The following is a 22468-nucleotide window of genomic DNA, read 5'->3' on the forward strand; positions in this document are numbered from 1 at the left end:
GGCGATGTCTGAAGCTGAAGCAGACGGACACACCGCAGGGGCTATTCGGCGGGCATTGGCTCGACGTGCTTCGTTTCAACAGGATGGACCGGCGCCACTTCTACGGCGGGGTCTCGATCAAGGTCCCCAAGCATCCTCAGCAGCTCAACAGTTTCACCCCTCTCCCTGCCACCTATCCCCAGGCCGCGCGGGAGCCGAAGTTCATTCTGGTGGACCAGACCGAGATGTATCTGGGCGCCTACCAGTACGGGAAGCTGGTCTATTCCTTCCCCATTGCCTTGGCAAAAGAAGGTTATCGCGTGCCCAACGGCGGGTACCGCGTCGATGCCGCAGACCGCAGCCACAAGTCGAACCTCTACACGGTGGAGGAGATCGGGCGCCCCTACCCGATGCATTACGGCTTGAGGTTTTGGGTAGACAAGAGCAAGGATAGCACGCCGTCCTACTGGATCCACGGGCGCGACGTCCCCGGCTATCCCGTGTCCCATGGCTGCATTGGGCTTTACGACGAGGAGATGCAGGTTGAGTATTACAGCGCCTACGACAAGAAGGTCTACGGCAAGGATTACCACCCCCTGACCAGGCCTTACCTGCAGGCGGCCAAGGTGCTCTACAGTTGGGTGGTCGATCCGGGCAGCGACCCCGGCACCTTCCATAAAATCAAAAACGGCCCCAAGGTGCTGATCACCGGGAAGCCGCCGTTGTAGCCGCTAGAGATGTTGACCGACATTCCCGCCCCTCAAATCCCCTCTCCCCCCTCTCCAGATTCCGGCCTTCTTTCCTCCCGATCCGACTCCGGAGCCTTCTTCCTGTTCTTCCATCTCTCCACCCGCTCGCTGATGGTCTGCATGACCACGTAAAAGACCGGCACGAAGGGAATGGCCAGAAGGGTCGAGGAAAGCATCCCCCCGAAGACCACCGTACCCAGCGCCCGCTGGCTGGCCGCGCCGGCGCCCCTGGCGAAGAGGAGCGGAGTGACCCCGAGGATGAAGGCGAACGAGGTCATGACGATCGGTCGGAAACGCCGCCGGGTGGCCTCGATAGCCGCCTCGCCGGCACTCATCCCTCCGTGGTGAAGATCGCGTGCATACTCAACGATCAGGATGGCGTTCTTGCTGGCCAGCGCGATCATCAGGATCAGGCCGATCTGGGTGTACAGGTCGTTACCGAATCCCCGCGCCATCAGCGCCAGGAGCACACCCACCAGCGCCATCGGGACCACCAGGATCACCGCGGCCGGCGAGGTCCAGCTCTCGTAGAGGGCCGCCAGCACCATGAAGACCATGATGATGGAGAGCGCATAGACATAGTAGGCCTGGCTGCCGACCTGCTGCTCCTGGAAGCTGGTCGAGGTCCAGTCGTAGGAAATCCCCCGGGGAAGCGCCTGGGACGCCAGCCGCTCCATGGTGGAGAGGGCCTGCCCGGAGCTGAAGCCGGGCGCCGCCGAGCCGAAGATGGCGGCGGCGGGATAGAGATTGTAACGGGTGATCAACTCGGGCCCCTGCACCTCGCGTATGGTGACGATGGAGCTCAGTGGCACCATCTGGTCCAGCCGGTTCCTTACGTAGAGACCCTGGATGTCCTTTGGCTGCAGTCGGTACTGAGCGTCGGCCTGGACGTAGACCTGGTACACCTGGTTGAACTTGTTGAAGAGGTTGACAAATGAGGAGCCGAGGTTGGCCTGCAGGGTATCCAGCACGCTGGCAAGGGGGACCTGCAGGGACTCGGCCTTGGTGCGGTCGATATCCAGATAGATCTGCGGGTTGCTGACGCTGAAGGTGGTGGTGAGGTACGAGAGTCCCTGCTGGCCATTGCTGGCGTTGACCAGCTCGGTAGCCGCCTCGTGCAGCTGATTCAGCCCGAGGCTCCTGCGGTCCTCCACCATCATCTGGAAGCCCCCCGTCTGTCCCAGCCCCGGGACGGGGGGCGGTATGGCCACGTAGAACTGCCCATCCTGGATGCCGGAGAGGGCCTGGTAGATGTTACCGACGATCCGGTCCTGGTCCAGGTCGGAGCTGCGGTCCTTCCAATGCTTGTAGATGATGAAGGTGGTGGCGATGTTCGGGACGTTGGCCGCGTCGAGTATGGAGAGCCCGCCCACATCGACCCAGGCATCGACCCCCTCGGTCTGACGCAGGGCCGCATCGATCCGCTCCGTGGTCTGTCGCAGCCTGGGAAGAGAAGCCCCCTCGGGAAGCCTGGTGAGGAGGATGGCGAAGCCCTGGTCCTCGGTGGGGAAAAGGCCGGTGGGGCGGCGCAGGAATCCGACGAGGCTCAGGTTGATGATCACCGCGAAGACGAGGAGCATCAGCCAGGGGCGCAGCACCATCCAGCTGACGACCCTCATGTAGCCGTCGGTGATACGTTCGAAGCCCCGGTTGAAGACGCGATGGAACCGGGTCAAGGGTTTCCGACCGCGCGGCTTTAGCCACAGCGCGCACTGGACCGGTTTCAAGGTGAGGGCGTTGATGGCGCTGATCACGGCGGTCGCGGCGATGACCAGGGCGAACTGCCGGAAGACCTGCCCGGTGAGCCCCGGGAGGAAGGCGGCAGGAAGGAAGACCGCGACCAGGGCCAGGGTGATCCCCATCACCGGGCCGGTCAGTTCCCGCATCGCTTCTATGGTCGCCTCCCTGGGCGCCATGCCCTGCTCGATGTGATAGGAGCTGTTCTCCACGATGATGATGGCGTCGTCCACCACGATGCCGATGGCCAGGATCAGGGCGAAAAGGGTCATCAGGTTGATGGTGAAGCCGAGCGCGGCAATGGCGATGAAGGTGCCGATGATGGTGACCGGGACGGTGGTGGCCGGAACCAGCATGGCGCGGAAGTTCTGCAGGAAGAGGAAGATGACCACCAGCACCAGGACCGCGGCGATGAAGAGCGTCTGGTAGACCCCTCTCACCGCCTCCCGGACGAAGGTCGTGGTATCGTACTTGATCGCGTACTTGAGCCCGGCCGGAAAGTCCCTGCTCATCCGCTCCATGGCTGCGTAGACCCGGTCCGCCGTGTCGATGGAGTTGGCTTCCGGCAGGGCGAAGATGCCGACGTTGGCGGCTTTGTGCCCCCGGAAGGTGGAGAAGTTGCTGTAGTTCTGCTGTCCCAGCTCGATGCGGGCGATGTCCCGCAGCCGGACGATCTGCGGGGCGGGACCGGCGACGCTCTTGACCACGATCTCCTCGAACTGGCGTGCGTCGGAGAGCCGCTCCAGTGAGTTGATGGTGAACTGGAAGGGCTGGTCCTTCGGCACCGGGGAAATGCCGAGTTGCCCGGTCGCCACCTGCACGTTCTGCCCCTCTATGGAGGAGATGACATCGCGGGAGGAAATGCCGAAGCTCTGGAGCCGGGCGGGATCGAGCCATACCCGCATGCTGTAGGGGGCCGCGCCGAAGACCCGCACCTGGCTCACCCCCGCGATGCGCCCCAGCGGGTACTGCAGGTTGATGGCGGCGTAGTTGGAAAGGAAGACCTCCTCAAAGCGGTCATCCTCCGAATAGAGGCTGGCGACCAGGAGGAAGTTCGGCGAGACCTTGCGGATATTGACGCCCTGCTGCTGGGCGCCCCCCGGCAGTTGCGAGAGGGAGGTATTGACCAGGTTCTGCACCTGGGCCAGCGAGGCGTTGAGGTCCGTGCCGACGGCGAAGGTTATGGTCAGGGTGTAGGAGCCGTCAGAGCTGCTGGTGGAGGACATGTAGATGAAGCCTTCCACCCCGTTAACCGCCTGCTCGATTGGGATACCGACGGTGGCTGCCACCACCGAGGCGCTGGCTCCGGGATAGCGGGAGGTGACCTGTATGGTGGGCGGGACGATCTGGGGATAGCGGGAGACCGGGAGCTGGTAGAGGCAGACCAGGCCGATGATGATGGTGACGATGGCGATCGCGTTCGCGAAGATCGGCCGGTCGATGAAAAAGCGCGAGATCATGTGCGGTCCCTCCCCCGCGAGGGGGGAGCCGCGCCTTCCCGCTCCGGTGTCACCTTTTTCCCCGGGGCCGCCCGCAGCAGCCCCCTCACCACCACGGACTCGCCCCCCTGCAATCCTTCCTCGATCACCCGCAGGTGGTCCACGACCACCCCAGTCCGGACCGGGCGCCGCTCCACCACGTTGTTGGCGTTGACCAGCAGCAGGTAGCTCCCTTGTTGGTCGCTGGAGATCGCGGTATCGGGGACCACCCAGGCGCGCCGCCGCTGCAGCGGCACCCGTACCCTGGCCTGCAGGCCGGGGAGGACCGACCCGGAGGCATTGGGGACCACACCGCGCAAGAGGAGGGTGCCGGTGCTGTCGGACAGGGTGCTGGCGGCGAATTCGAGCCGTCCCTGGTGCGGATACCCCTCCTCTCCCGGGAGTGCAGCCGTCATCGCCCACTGCAGGCCTCCCTTCTGTCCGGGAATCCCACCTGCGGCCTTCACCAGCCGGCCGAGGTCCAGGTCGCTGATGCTGAAGTAGACGTAGATGGGATCAACCTGGCTCATCTCCGCCAGCACGGTATTCTCGCCGGCGCCAACCAGGTTGCCACGGTCCTTGAGGTGGCGGTCGATCCTCCCCGCAAAAGGTGCGGTGACCCGCGTGTATCCGACATCGAGCTTCGCCAGGTCGCGCTGCGCTTCGGCATTCCTTAGATTGCCGATAGCGGAATCGCGCTGGAACTGCCAGTTGTCCACGTCGCTTTGCGCCGCGGCCTGGCGCTTGAGCATGTTCGAGTAGCGGACCAGTTGTTTCTCGGCGTAATCGAGCTGAGCCCTTTGCTGGAGGATCTGGGCTTCCGCCTGCCCCAGGCGGGCACGGGTGGTACTCTGCTGGATGATGAAGAGGAGTTGTCCCGCGTGAACCATCTGGCCGTCCTTGAAAAGGACCTGCTCCAGATATCCCGGGACCCGGGCCACCAGTTGCACGGTCCTCACCGCGCGGGTCGTGCCGTTGAGCTCCAGTGTGTCCGTGACCACCCGCTGCACCGGCTGGGCCACCGTCACCCTGGGGGGTGGTGGCGGAGGAGGGGCCTTTTTCTGGCAGCCGGAAATAAACAGTGCCCACAGGAGAAGTGCCGTGGTGAAGAGCCCAGCCTCCCTCGCCCTCCGGAAGAGGGCCGGGGTGAGGGAGGTTGGAGGGGTGAGAGGATCGCTGGTTATCACGTAGTTACCGCTGTTCATGGACCACCCTATCCTGCCCCTTTTCATTACCCGAATCCCTGTTCCACCACCCGCCGCCCAAGGCATGAAAGAGGGCCGCGGTATCGGCGTAACGCGCGGCGGCAGCCTCGATCATGTTGAAGCGTGCCTGCTGGTACTGGCGGTCGGCGTCCAGCAGCGAGAGGTAGCTGATGGACCCGAAGCGCTGCTGTACCTGGGTCAGCTCCAGCGTCCTTTGCGCCGACAGCACCGCCTCCGAATAAGCCTTAAGCGTCACGGCATCCCTGTCCAGGGCCCGCAGCACGTCGGCCACGTCCTGGAAGGCCTGCAGCACCGTCTCGCGGTACTGCGCCCCTGCCTGCTCGTATGCGGCGATGGCGGCCCTTCGCCTGGCGGTGAGTTCGCCCCCCCGGAAGAGAGGCTGAGTCAGACCGGCGCCGAGGTCCCAAACAAGGCTGCCGCTGCCGAAGAGCGAAGTGATCTTGACCGCGTCGGATCCGAAGCTGCCGGAAAGCGTCACCTGCGGGTAGAGGTTGGCCGTGGCGACGCCGACTTCCGCGCTGGCGGCATGAAAGAGCTGCTCCGCCGCCAGGATGTCCGGTCGCTGCCGCACCAGCGCCGAAGGGAGGCTTACCGGAAGCTCCTCCGGCAGATGCAGCTCATCCAGCTCGAATACGGGGAGAGTAGCGGCTTCGCTGGGGAATTTCCCTGCCAGCACCGCCAGCAGGTGGCGCGTCTGCGCCAGTTGCTTCTCCAACGGCGGCAAGTTCGCCAAGGTGTCGGCGAGTTGCGTCCGCTGGGCCGCCACCTCGAGCTCCGACACCGCCCCGTTCTTGAACCGGATCTCGACCAGGGAGAGTTGCTCTCTTTGCAGGGCGATGATCTCGTTCAGGGCGCGGATCCGTGCCCGCAGCGAGGCCTCCTGCACCGCGGCGGTGACGATGTTGGCGCTGAGGGAAAGATAGGTCCCTTCGGCCTGAAAACGCTGGTAATCCACCCTGGCCTGCAGCGCCTCCAGCTCCCGCCTCGCCCCGCCGAAGATGTCCAGAGAGTAGCTGACGCCGACCGAGGCGCGGTAGAGGGTGAAGGGGCTGAAGTGGCTTTCGGGCTGGCCGAAGGCGGCGCCGGAGATCTTGCTGCGCCTGCCGCTGAAACCGGCATCGACCTGGGGGAAGAAGACGCCCAACTGCGCCCTGCGGTTTTCCTCGGCCTGCCGGAGGGCGGCCTGCGCGGCAGCTACGGTGGGACTGTTGGCCAGAGCCATGGTGATCAGCCTGTCCAGAGGCTCGGACCGGAATACCCGCCACCACTGCGCAGGGATCTCGCGCCCGGGAGCGAACCGCTGTGGAGTGCCGTGTTGTCCGATCGATGCCGTGGTCGCGGGAGGGAGTTCGGTGGCCGTGTAGCCCGGAACGTTGGGAGCCTCAGCCGGGCGGAAATCGGGACCGACGGCACAGCCGGAGATAGCCACCGCTACCCCGGCGGCACAAAGGCCCGTCACAAAAGCTCCCGCTCTCTGCACACCCACGGCCTCTCCTTTCCTGCACAGCTTACTTTCGGCGTGGACACGGAGCGCCCGCCCTACCCCTTTCGGCTTCTCCTTGATATCTGGCGCCCCCTCTCCCTTGCACCTGCCCATTTCTCCACATTCCACTCCCCCTCCCTTGAGGGGAGGGGTTGGGGGGTGGGTGAAGTTGCCAACAAAGTCGCAAATGGCGCCTCCCCCTCAAGGGGGGATGGGGTCCTTTGGCGTCATTACAATAAAGGCCGCACCCATGGTAGGAGCGGCCTTTACTGTTAAGAGATCTGGAGTGATTGTGTTCAATGCTTGAAAGGCAGTCCGGCAAGACTCTCTTTCAGTTCCGCAACGGCTTTCTCAAGATCCGTTACTTCAGCTTCAAGATCCTGAAGGTCGCCCTCCGATGAGATCCTGTTGGCTGCCGCCTTTACCTTGGTAATGTTGAGATTCAGTACTTCGGCAACGCGTGCTGTCTCGATATGGGTCATACAACCCTCCATTGAGGAACGGAAACCTTACCTCCAGTGGATACACGACACAGGGCAGACATCTATGGCGTTGTTCTGGATTTCATCCTCCGATGCGCCGGTCGGATCATAGCACTCGGCTTTGCCATTATCGGCAAAACGGAATACTTCGGGGACATTGTCAGTGCAAAGCCCGCAACTGATGCAGACATCCTGATCGACATAGGGTTCCTTTGCCATTGTAGCTCCTCCCGCAGTTGGATATTTTGTTCAGCACGACCGGCTCCGGCGCGGTCAGTCGGACAAGTGAAAACTCTAACACCTGCCATGTCGTAGTCAACTGCCGCAGTTAAAGTCATCATTTCCAAGTTTGAGGACCGGCGAGCAGGACTGTTATGTGGTGACATGAGTCTCTGATATCGCAGGAGCGTCGCTACTGCAGCGACAGTTCGCGGCAGGAATGCCGCTCCTACAAGGCATCACGCATCCTAACCTTTCTCCAACACTCACCACGCTTTGGCTAGCCGCGCCTCGACAAGCAGAGCACGGTGGCCGCAGACCGTGAGCTTCTCAAAGGGAAGCCTTCTTCTCACTCAAGACGTACCTGTAATCGCATATCTCTCTCAGCGATGATGCTTTCTTGCTAGTGCCAACGGCACGTGCTTCGTTAGACAAATTAACGGGCGGAAGTATACTCATAACTTCGGGAATGACCCCTGTAACGGAAATCTCTGACTTTACTATGAGGAAGCTGCCATGGCGCTGTATGAGTTCGAAGGGAAAAGGCCGACTATCGGCGAGGGCTCGTTCGTCCCCGAATCCGCGGATCTCATAGGAGACGTGACACTCGGAGAGAAGTGCTTCATAGGAGTCGGCGCCCGCATCCGGGGCGATTACGGGACCATCATCATCGGCAACCGCACCTCCGTGCAGGAAAACGTGGTGATACACGCCCGCGACGGCGACCGGACCGTAGTGGGCGACAACGTGCAGCTGGGGCACGGCTCCATCCTGCATAACTGCACGGTGAAGGACAACGCGGTCATCGGTGTCGGCGCCATCATCTCCGACTATGCCGTGGTGGGCGACTGGGCCATCATCGGCGAAGGGGCGGTGGTGCGCGGGGAGGTCCCGGATGGAGCCATCGCCGTCGGCATCCCGGCCAAGGTCATCGGCCAGGTAACGGATGAACACAAAAAGGAGTGGCTCTACTACAAGAACAAGTACGCCGAGCTGGCCAGCGTCCGCTATCCCGCCGGATTTAAGAGAATACGGTAATGACGACCGAAAGAGCCCTCAGGATTCTTACCGCGGTGGCGGCCTTCGACGGCCATGACGCCTCCATCCTGGCGCTGAACCGGGCCCTCCTGTCGGGATCGAGGTCGGTGGAGTTGATCTATCTCGGCTTCAACATGACCGGCGAGAAGATAGCCGAGGCGGCACTGCAGGAGGGGGCGGACGCCGTTGCCGTCAGTTCGTACAACGGAGGACACCTGCAGTTCTTCCCCCACCTGGTCACCCGCCTGCGCGAGAAGGGGATGAGCAGCACCCTGGTCTTTGGCGGAGGAGGAGGCACCATCCTCCCTGACGACGCGGATCGGCTCGAGGCGGCCGGGGTGGAGCAGATCTATGGCACCGGCTGGTCTCTCGACGGCATCGCCGCGGACATGACCCGGCGTCTCGCGGCCCGCACTCCCGATGCCGCACCGAGACCGGCAAAGTGGCGTGAAGGGGCCTCCGATCCGGTTCGACTGACCGCCCTCCTCTCTCAAGCCGGGAGTGCGCCGGTCGCAGCCTTCCCCGGATTGCTCGATGAGCTGGTGACCCAAAAGAGGCGGACCAGGGTGGTGGCCGTAGCGGGCGATGGCGGCAGCGGCAAGAGCACCCTGATCGATGAACTGGTCAGAAATTTCCTGGAGAGCTTCCCCGATAAAAGAGTGGCCATACTGGCGAACGACCCATCCCTCGCCACCGGCCACACCACGACCGCCTTCCTTGCGGATCGGGTGCGGATGAATGCCATCTACCATGACCGCGTCTGGCTGCGCAGCGTGGGGACCGGCAGCGCTTACGCACCGATCTCCCCTCACCTCCCGAAGATGCTGAGCCTTTTCTGTGCCGCCGGATACGACCTCGTGCTGGTGGAAACGCCGGGGACCGGGCAGACGGGGCTGGATCTCGTCGCCCTGCAGGCAGACCTGCTGGTCTATGTGAAGACCCGGGAATACGGCAGCGCCCTGCAATTGCAAAAGGACCAGTTGCTGCGCGATGCCGGGCTGGTGGTGCTGAACAAGGTCGATCTGGAAGGCTCCGAGGCCTCCTTTGCCGAACTCCGCGGGGTGCTGGGAGATATCGGCAAGAGGGACATTCTCTTCCCGACGATGTCAAAAGCGGTCCGCGATCCCGGTACCAGCCACCTCTTCGCCAGGATCTGCGGGAACCTCGGCTGGCCTGCTCCAGACAGTGCCGGGGTGGTCGATATATTCAGCTACGCCAAGAGCAATACCCTGGTGCCGCATCGGCGTCGGGCCTACCTGGCGGAGATAGCGGAGAGGGTCAGAAGTTACGACCGCTTTGTGGACCGGGAACTGCACCAGATCAGGTCCAACCCCGTCGAGACCGCCAGGCTGCACCCCTCTTCCGAGAAGCTCTTGTCGGAGTGGCCCGAGAAATGGAAGGAGCATTCCCTTCAGGCGGCGGCGCAGATGGGGATGAGCCCGTATCTCGAGACCCCCAACGGCCTGAAGCTCATGAGGGTTGCCCTCCCCGACCCCGGGGACCGCGGTGAATCCCTGCGTTTCCTGCTGGAGGAGGGGCTGCCGGGCCAGTTCCCGTTCGTCACGGGAATCTATCCCTACCGGACGGTTTCGGCGGGGGAAACCACCAGGCAGTTCGCCGGCTTACGCGGCCCCGAGGAGACCAACCGCCGCCTGCATCTCCTGGCCCGCGGTGTGGCCAAGCCGCGCCTCTCCATCGCCTTCGACGGCATCACCCTCTACGGTGGCGACAGCGACGATGATCCCGGGAGCATCGGGAAGATCGGCGAAGGGGGAGTCGCCATCGACAGCTGGGAAGACATGAAGCTCGTTCTCGACGGCTTCCGGATCCCCGATATCAGCACCTCGATGACCATCAACGGGCCGGCACCCGCCATCCTGGCGATGTATTTCGTGGCGGCGATGGAGATGGAAGAGGAGCGGGCGGAAAAGGAACGGGGCGCGCCTCTTTCTGATGGAGAGCGCCAGGAGCTGCGCCGGCAGACCCTGAAGAACCTGCGGGGAACGGTGCAGGCGGACATCTTGAAGGAGATCCAGGCCCAGAACGAGAACCTCTTCCAGGCGGACTTCGCCATCAGGCTCCTGGGAGATGTTCAGCAGTGGTTCGTAGAGAACGGGGTGGGAAAATTCTATTCCCTCAGCATCTCCGGGTACCACATCGGGGAGGCGGGTGCCACGCCGGCGCAGGAGCTGGCGTTCACCCTTTCCAACGGTTTCACCTACGTCGAAAACTTCCTGGCCCGCGGCATGCCGATCGACGTCTTCGCCCCCAATCTCTCCTTCTTCTTCCGAGTCTCTCATGAGGCTGAGTGGCTGGCCTTCGGTGCGGTCTGCCGAAAGATCTGGGCCATCGCCATGCGCGAAGTCTATGGGGCCAACGAAAAATCCCAGAAGTTCAAGTTCCACACCCAGACCTCCGGACGCGCCCTGCAGGCCCAGGAGTGGGACACCCTGAACCCGGTCCGCCAGACCTACCACGCGCTGCTCGGACTTTTGGCCAACTCCAACTCCCTCCATGTAGATTCCGCCGACGAGCCGATGACCACCCCCGCCGAGAAGTGGGTCCGACAGGCGACCATGATCTCCAATTACCTCCGCGAGGAGTCCGAAGGGTTCGTGATCCAGAATCTCCTCTCCGGCTCCTATGCCTTCCGGGCGCTGGTGAAGGAGGTTCAGGCACAGGTGCTGGAAGAATTCGACCGGCTGGACCAGCTCGGAGGAGTCGGTCCAGCCACGGAGCTCGGCTACCAGAGGCGCTGCATCGCCGAAAACAGCGCCAAGTACGAGCGGGAGCGGCGCCGCCCCGGTCAGGAGCACCCGGATTCGCCGCTGCGGAAGATCATAGGGTACAACGTCTTCGAGCTCCCCGACGGGCACAAGGAAAAGTACCCGGCGGTGGCCGAAGTCGTTCGTCCCGACCCGGCAGACTGGGAGCGGCAGCTCACACGGGTGCGCAGTTTCAAGGAGCGCCATCGGGAGGACGCCCCGCTCTACCTGGACCGGCTCAAGGAGGTCGCGCTGCAAGGGGGTAACGTCTTCGGCGAGCTACTCGAAACCGTCCGCCACGCCACCTTGGGGCAGATATCGAGGGCCCTTATCGAGGTCGGCGGGGAGTACCGGAAGATGGTTTAAGGAGCCTCCGGGAGGGGGATGAGGCGGGTCGTGCTCTCGGCTTCAAGGTCGGACAAAGGCAAATCCCCCCTGTCCCCCCTTTGACAAGGGGGGGACGGCTTGGCATCCCCCAGCCCCAGGAGGAGAGGGAGTGGCCGGACGGAGGATGATAGCCTGATACATGAAAGAGCCTATCTGGACACCATCAGCAGAGCGGGTGCGGCGAAGCGCCATGTGCCGCTTCATGAAAGCTGTCAATGCCCGCCATGGCACCCGCTTCGAACGCTATGCCGACCTCTACGACTGGTCCGTTACCGAGATCCCCGACTTCTGGCCCGCCCTTTGGGACTTTACCGGCATCATCGCCTCCGAACCGTTCGACAGGGTCGTCGACGCCCCCCAAAGGATGCCGGGAGCGCGATGGTTCCCCGGCGCCAGGCTCAACTTCGCCGAAAACCTGCTCCGCTTTCGCGACAGCCGGACCGCCATCATTTCCCGAACCGAAAGAAGCGAGGTGCAGCGGATAACATACGCCGAGCTGTACCGGCGCGTGGCCCTCCTGGCACAGGGACTCAGGGAGGCCGGAGTTTCAGCGGGAGACCGCGTCGCAGCCTTCATGCCCAACATCCCCGAGACCGTCATCGCCATGCTCGCCAGCACCAGCATCGGTGCGACATGGTCCTCCTGCTCACCCGACTTCGGCATCCACGGGGTTCTCGAGCGTTTCGGCCAGATTGAGCCGAAGATCCTCTTCGCCGCCGATGGCTACGTCTACGGCGGCAAAAAGTTCCAGACCCTCGACAAAGTGAACGGCATCGTGACCAGTATCCCTTCCATCGAAAAGGTCATCTTAGTCCCCTCCCTCGCCGGAGAGCCCGACATCGGCGCCGTGCCACGAGCCGTACTGTGGCAGGATTTCGTGTCGGGCTCCGACGTAGGGGAAATCTTCTTCGAACAGCTCCCCTCCGACCACCCGCTCTACATCATGTATTCCTCCGGAACCACTGGCGCCCCCAAATGCATAGTCCAGGGGGCCGCGGGGATCCTGGTGCAGCACCTGAAGGAGCTCATGCTCCATACCGACCTCAGCCGCGACGACACCATCATCTATCTGACCACCTGCGGGTGGATGATGTGGAACTGGCTGGTCAGCGCCCTTGCCTGCGGGGCCACCATTGTCCTCTACGATGGCCATCCCTTCAGCCCCGGCGCCGATGCCCTCTGGGGGATGGTCGAGGCGGAGGGGATAACCGTCTTCGGCACCAGCGCGCGCTATCTAGCCTCATTGGAAGCATCGAGGGTCCGGCCGGGAAAGAAATTCGATCTATCCTCCTTGCGCACCATCCTCTCCACCGGCTCGCCTCTCTCCGCCGACGGCTTCCGTTTCGTCTACCGCCATATAAAGAAGGATCTCCAGCTGGCCTCGATCTCCGGAGGCACCGATCTCAACGGCTGTTTCGCTCTGGGCGATCCTACCGGTTCCGTTTATCCCGGAGAACTGCAGTGCCGCGGGCTTGGAATGAAGGTGGAGGTTTACAATCAGGCGGGGGAGCCGGTCGTGGGCGAGCCCGGCGAACTTGTCTGCACGGCACCGTTTCCTTCGATGCCCCTCTACTTCTGGGGAGATGGGGACGGCTCCAGGTATCGGAAGGCCTATTTCGAAAAATTTCCAGGAGTCTGGGCCCACGGCGACTGGTGCACCCTGACCAAGACCGGCGGCCTGATCATCCATGGCCGCTCCGATGCCACCCTCAATCCGGGAGGGGTGCGGATCGGCTCCGCCGAGCTCTATCGGGTGGTGGAAACGATCCCGGAGGTGGCGGACAGCATAGCCGTCGGCCAGCGCTGGCAGGGGGACGAGCGCGTCATCCTCTTCGTGCGTCTGGCGCCCGGGGTCGAACTGACCGACGAACTGAAGGATACCATCAGGAAGCGCATCGCCCGGAACGTCTCACCACGGCACGTCCCGGCCAGGATCATCCAGGTCGCCGACATCCCCTATACCATCAACATGAAGAAGGTCGAACTCGCCGTGCGCAACGTCATCCACGGCGAAGAGGTAGCCAACCGCGACGCCCTGGCCAATCCGCAGGCCCTGGACCTGTACCGCAATCTCCCCGAGCTTCGGGAATAGAAGTGTCTCCGCCGGCGAGCGGTGCCGCTTTACCGGCGGAAGGGGGCTGGTGCGGGGCGCAGAGAAGGAACCCCATAGCATGCCCATGTACCTGGTCACCGTTTTCCTCGGGTCGTTCCTGCTGTTCGAGGTCCAGCCCCTGATAGGGAGATACATCCTTCCCTGGTTCGGCGGAAGTCCGGCGGTGTGGACGACCTGCATGCTATTTTTCCAGGTGATGCTCCTTGCCGGCTACTGCTATGCACATCTTCTCACAAGCCTCGACCGCAGAAGGCAGGCTTATCTCCACGCGGCACTCCTGGCCACGGCCCTGGCCTTTCTGCCGATCGCACCCTCCGCCGAACTTTGGAAGCCTGCGCCGCAGGACGACCCGATCGCCAAAATACTCCTGCTACTGCTGGCCAACATCGGCGCCCCGTACTTCATCCTCTCGGCGACCGCGCCGCTGGTGCAGCACTGGTTCGCTGTCTCATACCGCGGCAGGTCTCCCTATCGCTTGTACGCCCTTTCCAACGCCGCATCGTTCCTGGCCCTTTTCAGCTACCCGTTCCTGGTGGAACCGAAGCTCACCCTGGCCAGCCAGGTCTCGGCCTGGAGTTGGGGATTCGCCATCTTCGTACTTTGTTGCGGCTGGTGCGCCCTCCTTCCCGTCTTCCGCTCCACCGGCGCGCAGGGGATAGAACCGACCGGCGAAGCCGTTGATGAAGCCGGGGGCAGAGGTCTGGAGATCAGATCGGTGCTGCTGTGGCTTCTCCTCTCCGCCTGCGGGTCGGCAGCACTCCTGGCCACGACGAACCAGCTCTGCCAGGAGGTGGCTGTGGTGCCATTTCTCTGGGTGGCGCCCCTCGCCCTTTACCTCGCCACCTTTACCATCTGCTTCGACGGCGACCGCTGGTACAAGCGCAGAGTCTGGGCAATGCTCTTTGCCGCCTCCCTGGCATGGGGGTGCTGGTTACTCCGTGCCGGAACGCATGCCTCGTTGCCGATGCAGATTGCCGGATACCTCGCGACACTCTTCACCTGTTGCATGACCTGCCACAGCGAACTCGCCCGCTCACGCCCCGGCTCCCGCCACCTGACCGCCTTCTATCTCACCATGGCAGCCGGAGGCGCCCTTGGCGGCACCTTTGTCGCCCTTGCGGCCCCGCTGATCTTCGATGGCTTCTGGGAGTTCCCGCTGGTCATGATCTTCTCCGCCATGGCGGTTATTTGGGCATCTCACCTTGATGGAAGTCTCGGCCAGTCGCCGCTCGCAATCAGAGCCGGGATAGCACTCGGCACCGTCGGCCTTGGCGTCTTCACCCTTTATCATGTTCGTGACGTGGATCAGGGGACCGTGGCGAGCAGTCGTAACTTCTACGGCGTGCTCAGGGTGATACGATCGGTCGACCAGGGCGGCCCCCTGTTGTTTCTTCGACATGGCAGGGTGATGCACGGCAGCCAGTATATCAGCGAGCCCCGCCGCAATCTCGCTACCACGTATTACGGGCCGGAAAGCGGGGCGGGTCTCGCTCTCAGGTACCCCCCTCGCACCCCGGGGGGAACGGAAGCGGAGCGACCCCTGCGTGTCGGCATCATCGGCCTCGGCACCGGGACCCTGGCCAGCTACGGCCGGAAAGGAGATACCTTCCGTTTCTATGAGATCAACAGCGATGTCGTCAGCTTTGCCGACCGCTACTTCACCTTCAGGCGTGACTCCGGCGCTCGCATCGAGACCGCCACCGGAGACGCCCGCATCCTGCTGGAGTCGGAGCTGAAGCGAAACCTGCCCCAGCGGTTCGACGTGCTGATACTCGATGCCTTCAGCAGCGACTCCATCCCGGTCCACCTGCTCACCCGGGAATCTTTCGAGCTGTACCGGTACCACCTGAACCCGGACGGAGCGCTGGTGGTCCACGTGACCAACCACTTCCTGAACCTGATCCCTGTCGTTCAGGCCCAGGCGGAGGAGATGGGGCTTGAGGCTGTGGTGATCAGGTCACCGAAGAACGAAGGAAAGGGGGTCTCGCCAGCGGAGTGGATGATCCTGACGAGGAACACGGATTTCCTGTCCAGGCTGAAAGAGCGCACGAAGTATCTCTCAAGCTGCGGGAGCGAAACGGCCTCCCCTCTTTGGACCGACGATTTTGTAAGCCCATGGCCGATCTTGAAGAGGTGAGGGTTAAGCCTCAGGGGCAGGTCACCGAAACCTGAATGGGAGGTAGTAGTCCCTGCATTGTTGTCACGAATCCGAACGTGAAGATAGTCGTCCAGGATGAACTAGAGATCTCTTAACCACGTCCGCCTCGCTTTTCTTTGCGTCTTTGCGCCTTTGCGTGAGGCGGTTACCTACAGCGGCACGAAGTACACATCGGTCGGCTTGAATTTGCAGTTGCGGAGGAAGCGGGCGCGGACGGGCATGCCGATGGAGATCTCCTCCGGCTTGGCGCCGATCAATCGGGAAAGGAAGAGGGTGTCGACGCCGTCGAACTCGACCATGACCAGGGTGAAGGGGGTCTCCTTGAGGAAGGCCTCCCCCCCGAAGTGGCAGGTGGTGAAGGTGTGCACCCGCCCCTCGCGGGGGAGCTCGAACCACTCGGTCGGCGCGCCGCACTCCATGCAGTGCCCCCGTGGCGTGGCGAAACGCCGGCCGCAGGCCGTGCAGCGGCTTCCCATCAGCTTCTTCCTGGTCAGCCCCGCAAAGAAGGGGGAATCCTGGGCGTAGGAGTGGAGGTAGTCGATCTCGTAGTGGAACTTGATGATGATGGGGTCGGTATTGTAGAGGATGGTACCCTCTTCGGTTTCGGGCAGCTTGGCGTTCCTGTCCATATCACACCTTCTCCATGATCGAAACGGTGATGTAGGTTCCGGTTCCGGCATGGCTGTGGATCAGCCCGCGCCGCGGGTCGGGAAGTTGCAGGGTCGGATTTCCCAGGTGCTTCCCGATGGTCTTCTGCAACTGCCAGAAGGCGAAGACGGCCTGCATGAGACCCGTGGCCCCGACCGGGTGACCGCAGGCGAGGAGCCCCCCGGAAGGGTTGACCGGCAGATTGCGCCACCTTTCGGAGCCGGAAAAGGTCAGCCCGTAGTCGAGCTTAGGCATGAAGGGGGTCCCGGAATCGACGTAAGAGCCGCCCTCGCCGTACCGGCAGAGGCCGAGATCCTCGTAGGTCTGGATCTCCGAGGAGGTATAGGCATCGTGCAGTTCCACGAAGTCGAGCTCCTCGCGCGGATCGTTTATCCCTGCCATCTCGTAGGCCAGCTTGGCGGCCGTGCGTCCCCCGCGGAAGGAGTGCACCCCCGGATACTTCAGGTCGGCGTAATCCTCCTTTTTTTCATGCGGCAGCAGGATCACCTCGCCGTGCGGTCGGTCGGCCATGCGCATGGCGTCCGTGCCGCTGCCGACCCCCGTTATCTTCACCGGATTGTCGCACAGCCTCTGCGCCGCCTCTTCCGAGGCCAGGATGGCGACTGCCGCGCCTTCGGACATCTGGCAGATGTCCAGGAGGGTCAGGGGCTCGGCCACCATGAGCGCTGAGCGGACGTCCTCGATGGTCAGCTTCTCGGGCCGCTGGGCGTACGGGTTGTAAATGGCGTTCAGATGATTCTTTATCGCCACCTTGGCCATCTGCTCCACGGTGGTCCCGAACTCGTGCATGTGGCGCACCAGCATCATGGCGTAGTAGCCGGTATAGAAACCTCCCACCGGATAGTCGAAGTTGGTGTCGGAGGCGAGCGCGATGAACTCGTTTCCCTTCCAGGTGTTGACCCGTCCCATGGTCTCGAACCCCATGGCCAGGCAGACGTCCATCCGACCGGAAGCCACCGATTCCCAGGCGGATTGGAAACAGAGCCCGCCGGTGGCGCCGCCGCCTTCCACGCGGCGCGACGGCTTCGGGTTAAGCCCCAGGTAATCCTGCACCATGGCCCCGGCCATCAGCTGACGGGTGAAGTGATCGGAAAAATAGGAGCAGACGCTGCCGTCGATCTTTTCGCGGGTCAGCTTCGGGAGGTCGGCCATGGCGTAGTCGAAGGCGTCCTTCACCATGCGGCGGAAATCGGTCTTGGGAAGGGCCTTGGCAAACTTGGTGATCCCTCCAGCTACCATGTACACCGGTCTCATGACTTTATCACCTCTTTCAGATACGAGCGGGCGATGACCAGTCGCTGGACCTCGGAGGTTCCCTCGCCGATCTCGCACAGTTTCGCCTCCCGGAAATACCGCTCGACCGGATAGGCCTTGGTGTAGCCGTTGCCGCCGTGCATCTGCACGGCCTTCAGCGCCGCCCGCATGGCCGCCTCGGAGGCGAAGAGCTTGGCCATCGAGGCCTCCCTGGTGAAGGGTACGCCGAGATCCCTCAGCCTGGCCGCCCGCAGCATCAGGAGCCTGGCGGCGTCGAGCTCCGTCGCCATGTCCGCCACCATCCATTGCAGCGCCTCGAACTCACCGATCTTCAGGCCGAAGGCGCTCCGCTTCCGGAGGTAGTCGATGCTCTGCTCCAGACAGGCACGGCCGATGCCGATCGCCATGGCAGCCATGCCGACCCTACCCGCCGCCAGCACCTGCATGGCCTGGGTGAAGCCTTCGTTCTTCCGGCCGATCAGCGCATCCTCCGGCAGCTGCACGTCCTTCAGGAGGAGTGCCACGGTGTCGCTGGAACGATAGCCGAGCTTGTCCAGGTTCTTGCCCTTCTCCAGTCCGGGGGTGTTTCCCGGGACGATGAAAGCGGAAATACCCTTGGCACCCATCTCCGGCTCGGTCTTGGCCATGACCACCAGGGTGGCGGCTTTGGAGCCGTTACTGATGAAGTACTTCCTTCCGTTCAGGCGCCAGCTGCGGTTTTCGAAGACCGCCACGGTCTTGATCCCACCGGCATCGCTCCCCGCGTCAGGCTCGGACAGGGCCCAGGCTCCAAGCTCCTGGCCGCGGACCAGCGGGGAGAGATAGCGCTCCTTCTGCTCATGAGACGCAAAGCCATCCAGGTGGCTTGCGCAAAGGGTGTGAGCCAGAAGGGTGATGGTGACCGAGGCATCCACCCGTGCCAGCTCCTCTACCGCCGTCACGTAGCTCACGAAATCGCGTCCGCCGCCGCCGTACCGGGGCGGGAAGATGAGGCCGAAAAGCCCCATCTCCTGCAACCTCTTCACCGCCTGGTCCGGAAAGTCTCCGCTGGCATCCCGCTGCGCCGCACCGGGGGCCAGCTCGGCATCGGCCACCTCCCGTACCTTTTTTTGCAGCGCTTCCTGTTCGTGGTTAAGTTCGAACTCCATCATCGCCTCCGCGGAAACGTTTGCAGCCAAGGCCCTGACACGGCAACAACCCCTCGTACCTCTCCGGGAGAGGGAACGTCTGTAGATGCCTCGTAGGTAACGACTGCGCCCTTACTTCCCCTTGATCTCGGGGGGGATGTGCTTTTCGATTACCTCAGGCGGAGTTTCGTCGGTCCGCGGCTGCAGTTCCTTGCCGCATTTGGCGCAGCAATCCTCGCAACCGTCCGGCTCGTTACCGCCCTCTTCGACCTCCGGTTTTATGGCACTCTTGGCGGCGTTGCATTTCTGGCAGCAGTCGCAGGCATTGTCCTTTGCCCTGTCGTGCATCTCCGGAGAATCGACCGGAATGACCCCGGCCTCATTGCGGCCGGCGCAGGCAAAACCTGGCAGGCACATCAGCATCAAGGCGATCAAGACTAAGCATTTGGCCATATTTCCTCCATGGGGTCACCTCCACATCGACATCCCGCAGCGTCAGGCGGTCCCGTAACTCTCTTAGCCCACCGTCGGTCATAGCTGGACGGAACTATATCCCCAAAAAGGTTGTGCCTTTCCCCCCCTTGACCAAGGGGGGAAGGGGGGATTGTTTGAGCTGGCAAAATCCCCCTCGATGCCCCTTTTTCAAAGGGGGAAGGTCCTATTGTGTTGCAGTACCTTTGTTTTGGACATAGCTCCGTAGCTGGAAGATCTCGGGGACAATAAAAATTAACATGGGGCAACTTTTTGTCAAATTGACACAGCGTGAAGGGAGTGAGGATCAGTCAAAGCTGGGGATAGTGAGTTCAAGATATGACTTGTTACAGTAGAAAGACATCCATCAGACTGAGAGACTGCCCTTCGAAGTGACCTAACCGATATGCGGCACAGCCATCTGTAACAGGAAGAGTTGGTAAAAATAACTCCCTCGACTTTGCTAATTTAATTTTATTGATATACTTGCCGGATAAATTCATCCGTAAGGAGGATGCCAATGCACAGACGTATCGTTGCAACTTTAGCGGTTCTGGCACTCACTGTAGGTGGTATTTCAGGATGCAAGAAAAAGAGCCCGGAAGGCACCGAGGCTCCTGCGGGTCCATCGGCAACAGCACCGGCAACGACCACGGCACCGCCTGCGTCCCAGTCAACGACCGGGACGCCTCCGACCGCGGCCGCCTCGAATGGAGAGACCCTCTACAAGCAGCACTGTGCAGCCTGCCATCCAGATGGCGGCAACCCTATGAATGCCAAGAAGACCCTTCACAAGGCTGACATGGATGCCAACAACGTGAAAACCGCCGAAGACGTCGTGAAACTTATGAGAAATCCCGGCCACGGCATGACGAAGTTCGACACCACGACCATCCCCGATTCCGACGCCAAAGCGATCGCCGATTATGTCATGGCTACCTACTACAAATAGAGAGTGGCAGAGTTAAGGTCAGCAAAGAAGGCGGCTCTTCCTCGTGAGGGGCCGCCTCTTCTTTTTCGGCAAGCAAGTAATAGGAATGACAGTTTTGGAAGCTGGCGGGAGATTGGCACTAATCAGGATGCTGATTGAGCAGAAGAAGAAGTGATAAGGTATTTGGTGACGCACTTCACTTAGTTTTCCATACCGATGAGGTATTCTCAGCTACTGTAGTCACGTCCGCACCCCTTTCCAGAGAAAATCACCACCACATGAACCTGTTAGTGACCATCAAATCCCTCTACGCCCTCAACGGTGTAGCCGCGGTACTCCTCTATCTGCCGCAAATCTTCAAGGCCTGGAACGACCGGGACCACGCCCTGTCGCTGTCTCTGCTGTCTTTCGGCGGCTGGTGCCTGGGATCCCTCATCTCCGCCCTCTATGCGTGGCTGCTGGTAAAGGACCGGATGTTCACCGCGATCAGCCTCGGCAACATGGTCGGCTCCGGCACCGTCTTCCTCATAGCCATCTCCAGCAAGCTTGGGGTCAACCAGGACCGCTGACCCCCGGCGCGCCCATCTGCAGGGGCGAATAATGATTCGCCCTCGTTCCCGTCCCCGAGAGTTCTTCAGGGTTCATTTCCAATGCCGTTCGTGCTGAGCTTGTCGAAGCACGCAAGCTCCTGTCCTTCACCTGCACGGTACGAAGCGGACCACGCTCCGCGTCTCGCTTATCAATTCCCGCAGCGCTTCCAGCACGTATTCGATCTCCTCCTCGGTGTTCCCCGTCCCCAGGGAAAAGCGCACCGAACAGTGTGCCTCCTGCGGGGTGAGCCCCATCGCCAACAGGGCGTGCGATGGGTCGGGGTTCCCGGACTTGCAGGCTGAGCCCGAGGAAAAAGCGATGCCCCTGCGATCGAGGAAGAGTACCAGCGACTCTCCCCGAATCTCGGGGAGGGTCATATTCAGCGTGTTGGGGAGACGCAACTCCCGTGGCCCGTTTCTCCTGGCTCCGGGGATCAGATCCACGATCCCCTCTTCCAGCCGGTCCCGAAGCCGCGCCACCCTGGACGGCTCGCCTTCGAAGAGCCGCTTCAGCGACAGTTCCACCGCCTTGGCAAACCCCACGATCCCCGGCACATTCTCCGTTCCGGCCCTCAGGCCATGCTCCTGCCCGCCCCCCGTGACCAGCGGCTCGATCGGGACGTCCTTCGCGACGTAAAGCACCCCGACGCCCTTCGGTCCGTGAAGCTTATGGGCCGACAGGGCCAAAAGGTCCACGCCAAGCTCCTCGACGTCGATCGGAATTTTCCCGAATCCCTGGACCGCGTCGCAGTGAAAGAGCGCGCCCTGGCGGTGAGCGATATCCGCCAGTTCGCGCACCGGCTGAATCGCCCCGGTCTCGTTATTGGCCAGCATCACCGAGACCAGCAAGGTGTCGGGACGAATCACCTCCTCCAGCCGCCCGGGCTCAACCAACCCCTCACGGTTGACCGGCAGAAGGGTCAGCTCATACCCGCTGGCGGCCAGCGCGCGTGAGGTGGCAAGGACGGCAGGGTGCTCGATGCTGCTCACGATGAGGTGGCGGCGGGCTTTACCGGAGGCCTGCGCCACCCCCCTGAGCGCCAGGTTGTCGGCCTCGGATCCCCCTCCGGTAAAGACGATGCGGCGCGCGGTGCAGTTCAGGCCTTGCGCGATGACCCGCCGGGCGGCCTCCAGGGCGCTCTTGGCCTTGCTCCCGAAGCCGTGGATGCTGGAGGGGTTCCCGCAGTCATCTCCGAGAAACGGCAGCATCGCCTCCCGTACTTCGGGTGCCACCGCAGTGGTGGCGTTGTGGTCCAGGTAGATCCGACGGGAGGAAGAGACGGAAGGGGCGGTGCCGGCGGGCACACCGCACTGCGATGCAGGCTCTAAAGGCTCACTGCCTGAGGCAAATCCCCCTGAATCCCCCTTTGTCAAAGGGGGACTTATAGCATCGTCGCTATTCGCTCCTTGTCGCCGGTCAGATCCGCCAGGTGATAGCCCCCCGGTATCTTTCACCACCCGGCAGAGGAGGGTCTTGTAGACGGGGAAGCCGGAGATGACGTCGTAGCGGCGGGGATCGGTAAGCTCGTTCACATTGCACTGCCGCCAGGCCTCGGAGCCCAGGGGACCTCCGCCCCCCATCGCGGCATCGATGGCGCCGCGCACCATGTCG

Annotated in this window: 17 protein-coding genes; 7 read left to right on the forward strand and 10 right to left on the reverse strand. The window is 62.5% G+C overall.

The genetic code is table 11. The annotated features are described in order from the left end of the window. The coding region (locus AC11W3_RS09795; protein WP_484092933.1) for a L,D-transpeptidase at positions 1 to 707 on the forward strand (707 nt) is incomplete at its 5' end. Positions 708 to 739: 32 nt separating this feature from the next. Here the strand turns inward: AC11W3_RS09795 and AC11W3_RS09800 are convergent. From AC11W3_RS09800 to AC11W3_RS09820, 5 genes are all read right to left on the reverse strand, one after another. Beyond that, positions 740 to 3925 (reverse strand): efflux RND transporter permease subunit, encoded by a 3186-nt coding sequence (locus tag AC11W3_RS09800; RefSeq protein ID WP_484092934.1) that lies wholly within the window; start codon positions 3923 to 3925, stop codon positions 740 to 742. Continuing rightward, positions 3922 to 5148 (reverse strand): efflux RND transporter periplasmic adaptor subunit, encoded by a 1227-nt coding sequence (locus AC11W3_RS09805; protein ID WP_484092935.1) that lies wholly within the window; start codon positions 5146 to 5148, stop codon positions 3922 to 3924. The genes AC11W3_RS09800 and AC11W3_RS09805 overlap by 4 nt, the downstream gene beginning before the upstream one ends. Next, complete coding sequence (locus tag AC11W3_RS09810; protein WP_484092052.1) at positions 5135 to 6655, reverse strand: efflux transporter outer membrane subunit; 1521 nt, start codon at positions 6653 to 6655, stop codon at positions 5135 to 5137. The genes AC11W3_RS09805 and AC11W3_RS09810 overlap by 14 nt, the downstream gene beginning before the upstream one ends. A gap of 293 nt (positions 6656 to 6948) precedes the next feature. Then, a complete protein-coding gene (locus AC11W3_RS09815) occupies positions 6949 to 7134 on the reverse strand; it encodes a hypothetical protein (protein ID WP_484092051.1) in 186 nt (61 codons plus the stop codon). 27 nt (positions 7135 to 7161) lie between these two features. After that, a complete protein-coding gene (locus tag AC11W3_RS09820) occupies positions 7162 to 7353 on the reverse strand; it encodes a ferredoxin (RefSeq protein WP_484092050.1) in 192 nt (63 codons plus the stop codon). 516 nt (positions 7354 to 7869) lie between these two features. Between AC11W3_RS09820 and AC11W3_RS09825 the strand changes: the two genes are divergently transcribed. The 4 genes from AC11W3_RS09825 to AC11W3_RS09840 all read left to right on the forward strand — a co-directional run bounded on the left by AC11W3_RS09825 (position 7870) and on the right by AC11W3_RS09840 (position 15793). Next, positions 7870 to 8391, forward strand: a complete 522-nt coding sequence (locus AC11W3_RS09825) for a gamma carbonic anhydrase family protein (protein ID WP_484092049.1) — start codon at positions 7870 to 7872, stop codon at positions 8389 to 8391. Then, entirely contained in the window at positions 8391 to 11522 is a 3132-nt protein-coding gene (locus AC11W3_RS09830; protein ID WP_484092936.1) for a methylmalonyl-CoA mutase family protein, read from the forward strand. The genes AC11W3_RS09825 and AC11W3_RS09830 overlap by 1 nt, the downstream gene beginning before the upstream one ends. 160 nt (positions 11523 to 11682) lie before the next feature. Next, the gene (locus tag AC11W3_RS09835; protein WP_484092047.1) at positions 11683 to 13635 is read left to right on the forward strand and encodes an acetoacetate--CoA ligase; all 1953 of its coding nucleotides are present in this window, start codon (positions 11683 to 11685) and stop codon (positions 13633 to 13635) included. Positions 13636 to 13714: 79 nt separating this feature from the next. Next, complete coding sequence (locus AC11W3_RS09840; RefSeq protein ID WP_484092046.1) at positions 13715 to 15793, forward strand: fused MFS/spermidine synthase; 2079 nt, start codon at positions 13715 to 13717, stop codon at positions 15791 to 15793. 170 nt (positions 15794 to 15963) lie between these two features. Here AC11W3_RS09840 and AC11W3_RS09845 read toward each other — a convergent pair whose 3' ends face one another. The 4 genes from AC11W3_RS09845 to AC11W3_RS09860 all read right to left on the reverse strand — a co-directional run bounded on the left by AC11W3_RS09845 (position 15964) and on the right by AC11W3_RS09860 (position 19317). After that, positions 15964 to 16443 (reverse strand): Zn-ribbon domain-containing OB-fold protein, encoded by a 480-nt coding sequence (locus tag AC11W3_RS09845; RefSeq protein WP_484092045.1) that lies wholly within the window; start codon positions 16441 to 16443, stop codon positions 15964 to 15966. A 1-nt stretch (position 16444) separates the two neighbouring features. Further along, positions 16445 to 17737 (reverse strand): thiolase C-terminal domain-containing protein, encoded by a 1293-nt coding sequence (locus AC11W3_RS09850; RefSeq protein ID WP_484092044.1) that lies wholly within the window; start codon positions 17735 to 17737, stop codon positions 16445 to 16447. After that, a complete protein-coding gene (locus AC11W3_RS09855; RefSeq protein WP_484092043.1) occupies positions 17734 to 18885 on the reverse strand; it encodes an acyl-CoA dehydrogenase family protein in 1152 nt (383 codons plus the stop codon). The genes AC11W3_RS09850 and AC11W3_RS09855 overlap by 4 nt, the downstream gene beginning before the upstream one ends. 111 nt (positions 18886 to 18996) lie before the next feature. Continuing rightward, the gene (locus tag AC11W3_RS09860; RefSeq protein ID WP_484092042.1) at positions 18997 to 19317 is read right to left on the reverse strand and encodes a hypothetical protein; all 321 of its coding nucleotides are present in this window, start codon (positions 19315 to 19317) and stop codon (positions 18997 to 18999) included. A 538-nt stretch (positions 19318 to 19855) separates the two neighbouring features. Between AC11W3_RS09860 and AC11W3_RS09865 the strand changes: the two genes are divergently transcribed. Both AC11W3_RS09865 and AC11W3_RS09870 read left to right on the forward strand, forming a co-directional pair. Next, complete coding sequence (locus AC11W3_RS09865; protein ID WP_484092041.1) at positions 19856 to 20287, forward strand: c-type cytochrome; 432 nt, start codon at positions 19856 to 19858, stop codon at positions 20285 to 20287. Positions 20288 to 20544: 257 nt separating this feature from the next. Further along, positions 20545 to 20835 (forward strand): PQ-loop domain-containing transporter, encoded by a 291-nt coding sequence (locus tag AC11W3_RS09870; RefSeq protein WP_484092040.1) that lies wholly within the window; start codon positions 20545 to 20547, stop codon positions 20833 to 20835. Between the two features lie 126 nt (positions 20836 to 20961). Here AC11W3_RS09870 and AC11W3_RS09875 read toward each other — a convergent pair. Next, positions 20962 to 22468, reverse strand: a 1507-nt coding sequence (locus tag AC11W3_RS09875) for a cysteine desulfurase family protein (protein WP_484092937.1), incomplete at its 5' end; no start/stop codon positions are given.

The organism is Geomonas sp., from assembly GCF_056994735.1.

What these genes read in the sequence shown, in the direction of transcription:
- AC11W3_RS09800 (WP_484092934.1), bottom strand. Translation starts at nt 3,925, where the DNA reads ATGATCTCGCGCTTTTTCATCGACCGGCCGATCTTCGCGAACGCGATC.
- AC11W3_RS09805 (WP_484092935.1), bottom strand. Translation starts at nt 5,148, where the DNA reads ATGAACAGCGGTAACTACGTGATAACCAGCGATCCTCTCACCCCTCCA.
- AC11W3_RS09815 (WP_484092051.1), bottom strand. Translation starts at nt 7,134, where the DNA reads ATGACCCATATCGAGACAGCACGCGTTGCCGAAGTACTGAATCTCAAC.
- AC11W3_RS09820 (WP_484092050.1), bottom strand. Translation starts at nt 7,353, where the DNA reads ATGGCAAAGGAACCCTATGTCGATCAGGATGTCTGCATCAGTTGCGGG.
- AC11W3_RS09825 (WP_484092049.1), top strand. Translation starts at nt 7,870, where the DNA reads ATGGCGCTGTATGAGTTCGAAGGGAAAAGGCCGACTATCGGCGAGGGC.
- AC11W3_RS09830 (WP_484092936.1), top strand. Translation starts at nt 8,391, where the DNA reads ATGACGACCGAAAGAGCCCTCAGGATTCTTACCGCGGTGGCGGCCTTC.
- AC11W3_RS09835 (WP_484092047.1), top strand. Translation starts at nt 11,683, where the DNA reads ATGAAAGAGCCTATCTGGACACCATCAGCAGAGCGGGTGCGGCGAAGC.
- AC11W3_RS09840 (WP_484092046.1), top strand. Translation starts at nt 13,715, where the DNA reads ATGCCCATGTACCTGGTCACCGTTTTCCTCGGGTCGTTCCTGCTGTTC.
- AC11W3_RS09845 (WP_484092045.1), bottom strand. Translation starts at nt 16,443, where the DNA reads ATGGACAGGAACGCCAAGCTGCCCGAAACCGAAGAGGGTACCATCCTC.
- AC11W3_RS09850 (WP_484092044.1), bottom strand. Translation starts at nt 17,737, where the DNA reads ATGAGACCGGTGTACATGGTAGCTGGAGGGATCACCAAGTTTGCCAAG.
- AC11W3_RS09855 (WP_484092043.1), bottom strand. Translation starts at nt 18,885, where the DNA reads ATGGAGTTCGAACTTAACCACGAACAGGAAGCGCTGCAAAAAAAGGTA.
- AC11W3_RS09860 (WP_484092042.1), bottom strand. Translation starts at nt 19,317, where the DNA reads ATGGCCAAATGCTTAGTCTTGATCGCCTTGATGCTGATGTGCCTGCCA.
- AC11W3_RS09865 (WP_484092041.1), top strand. Translation starts at nt 19,856, where the DNA reads ATGCACAGACGTATCGTTGCAACTTTAGCGGTTCTGGCACTCACTGTA.
- AC11W3_RS09870 (WP_484092040.1), top strand. Translation starts at nt 20,545, where the DNA reads ATGAACCTGTTAGTGACCATCAAATCCCTCTACGCCCTCAACGGTGTA.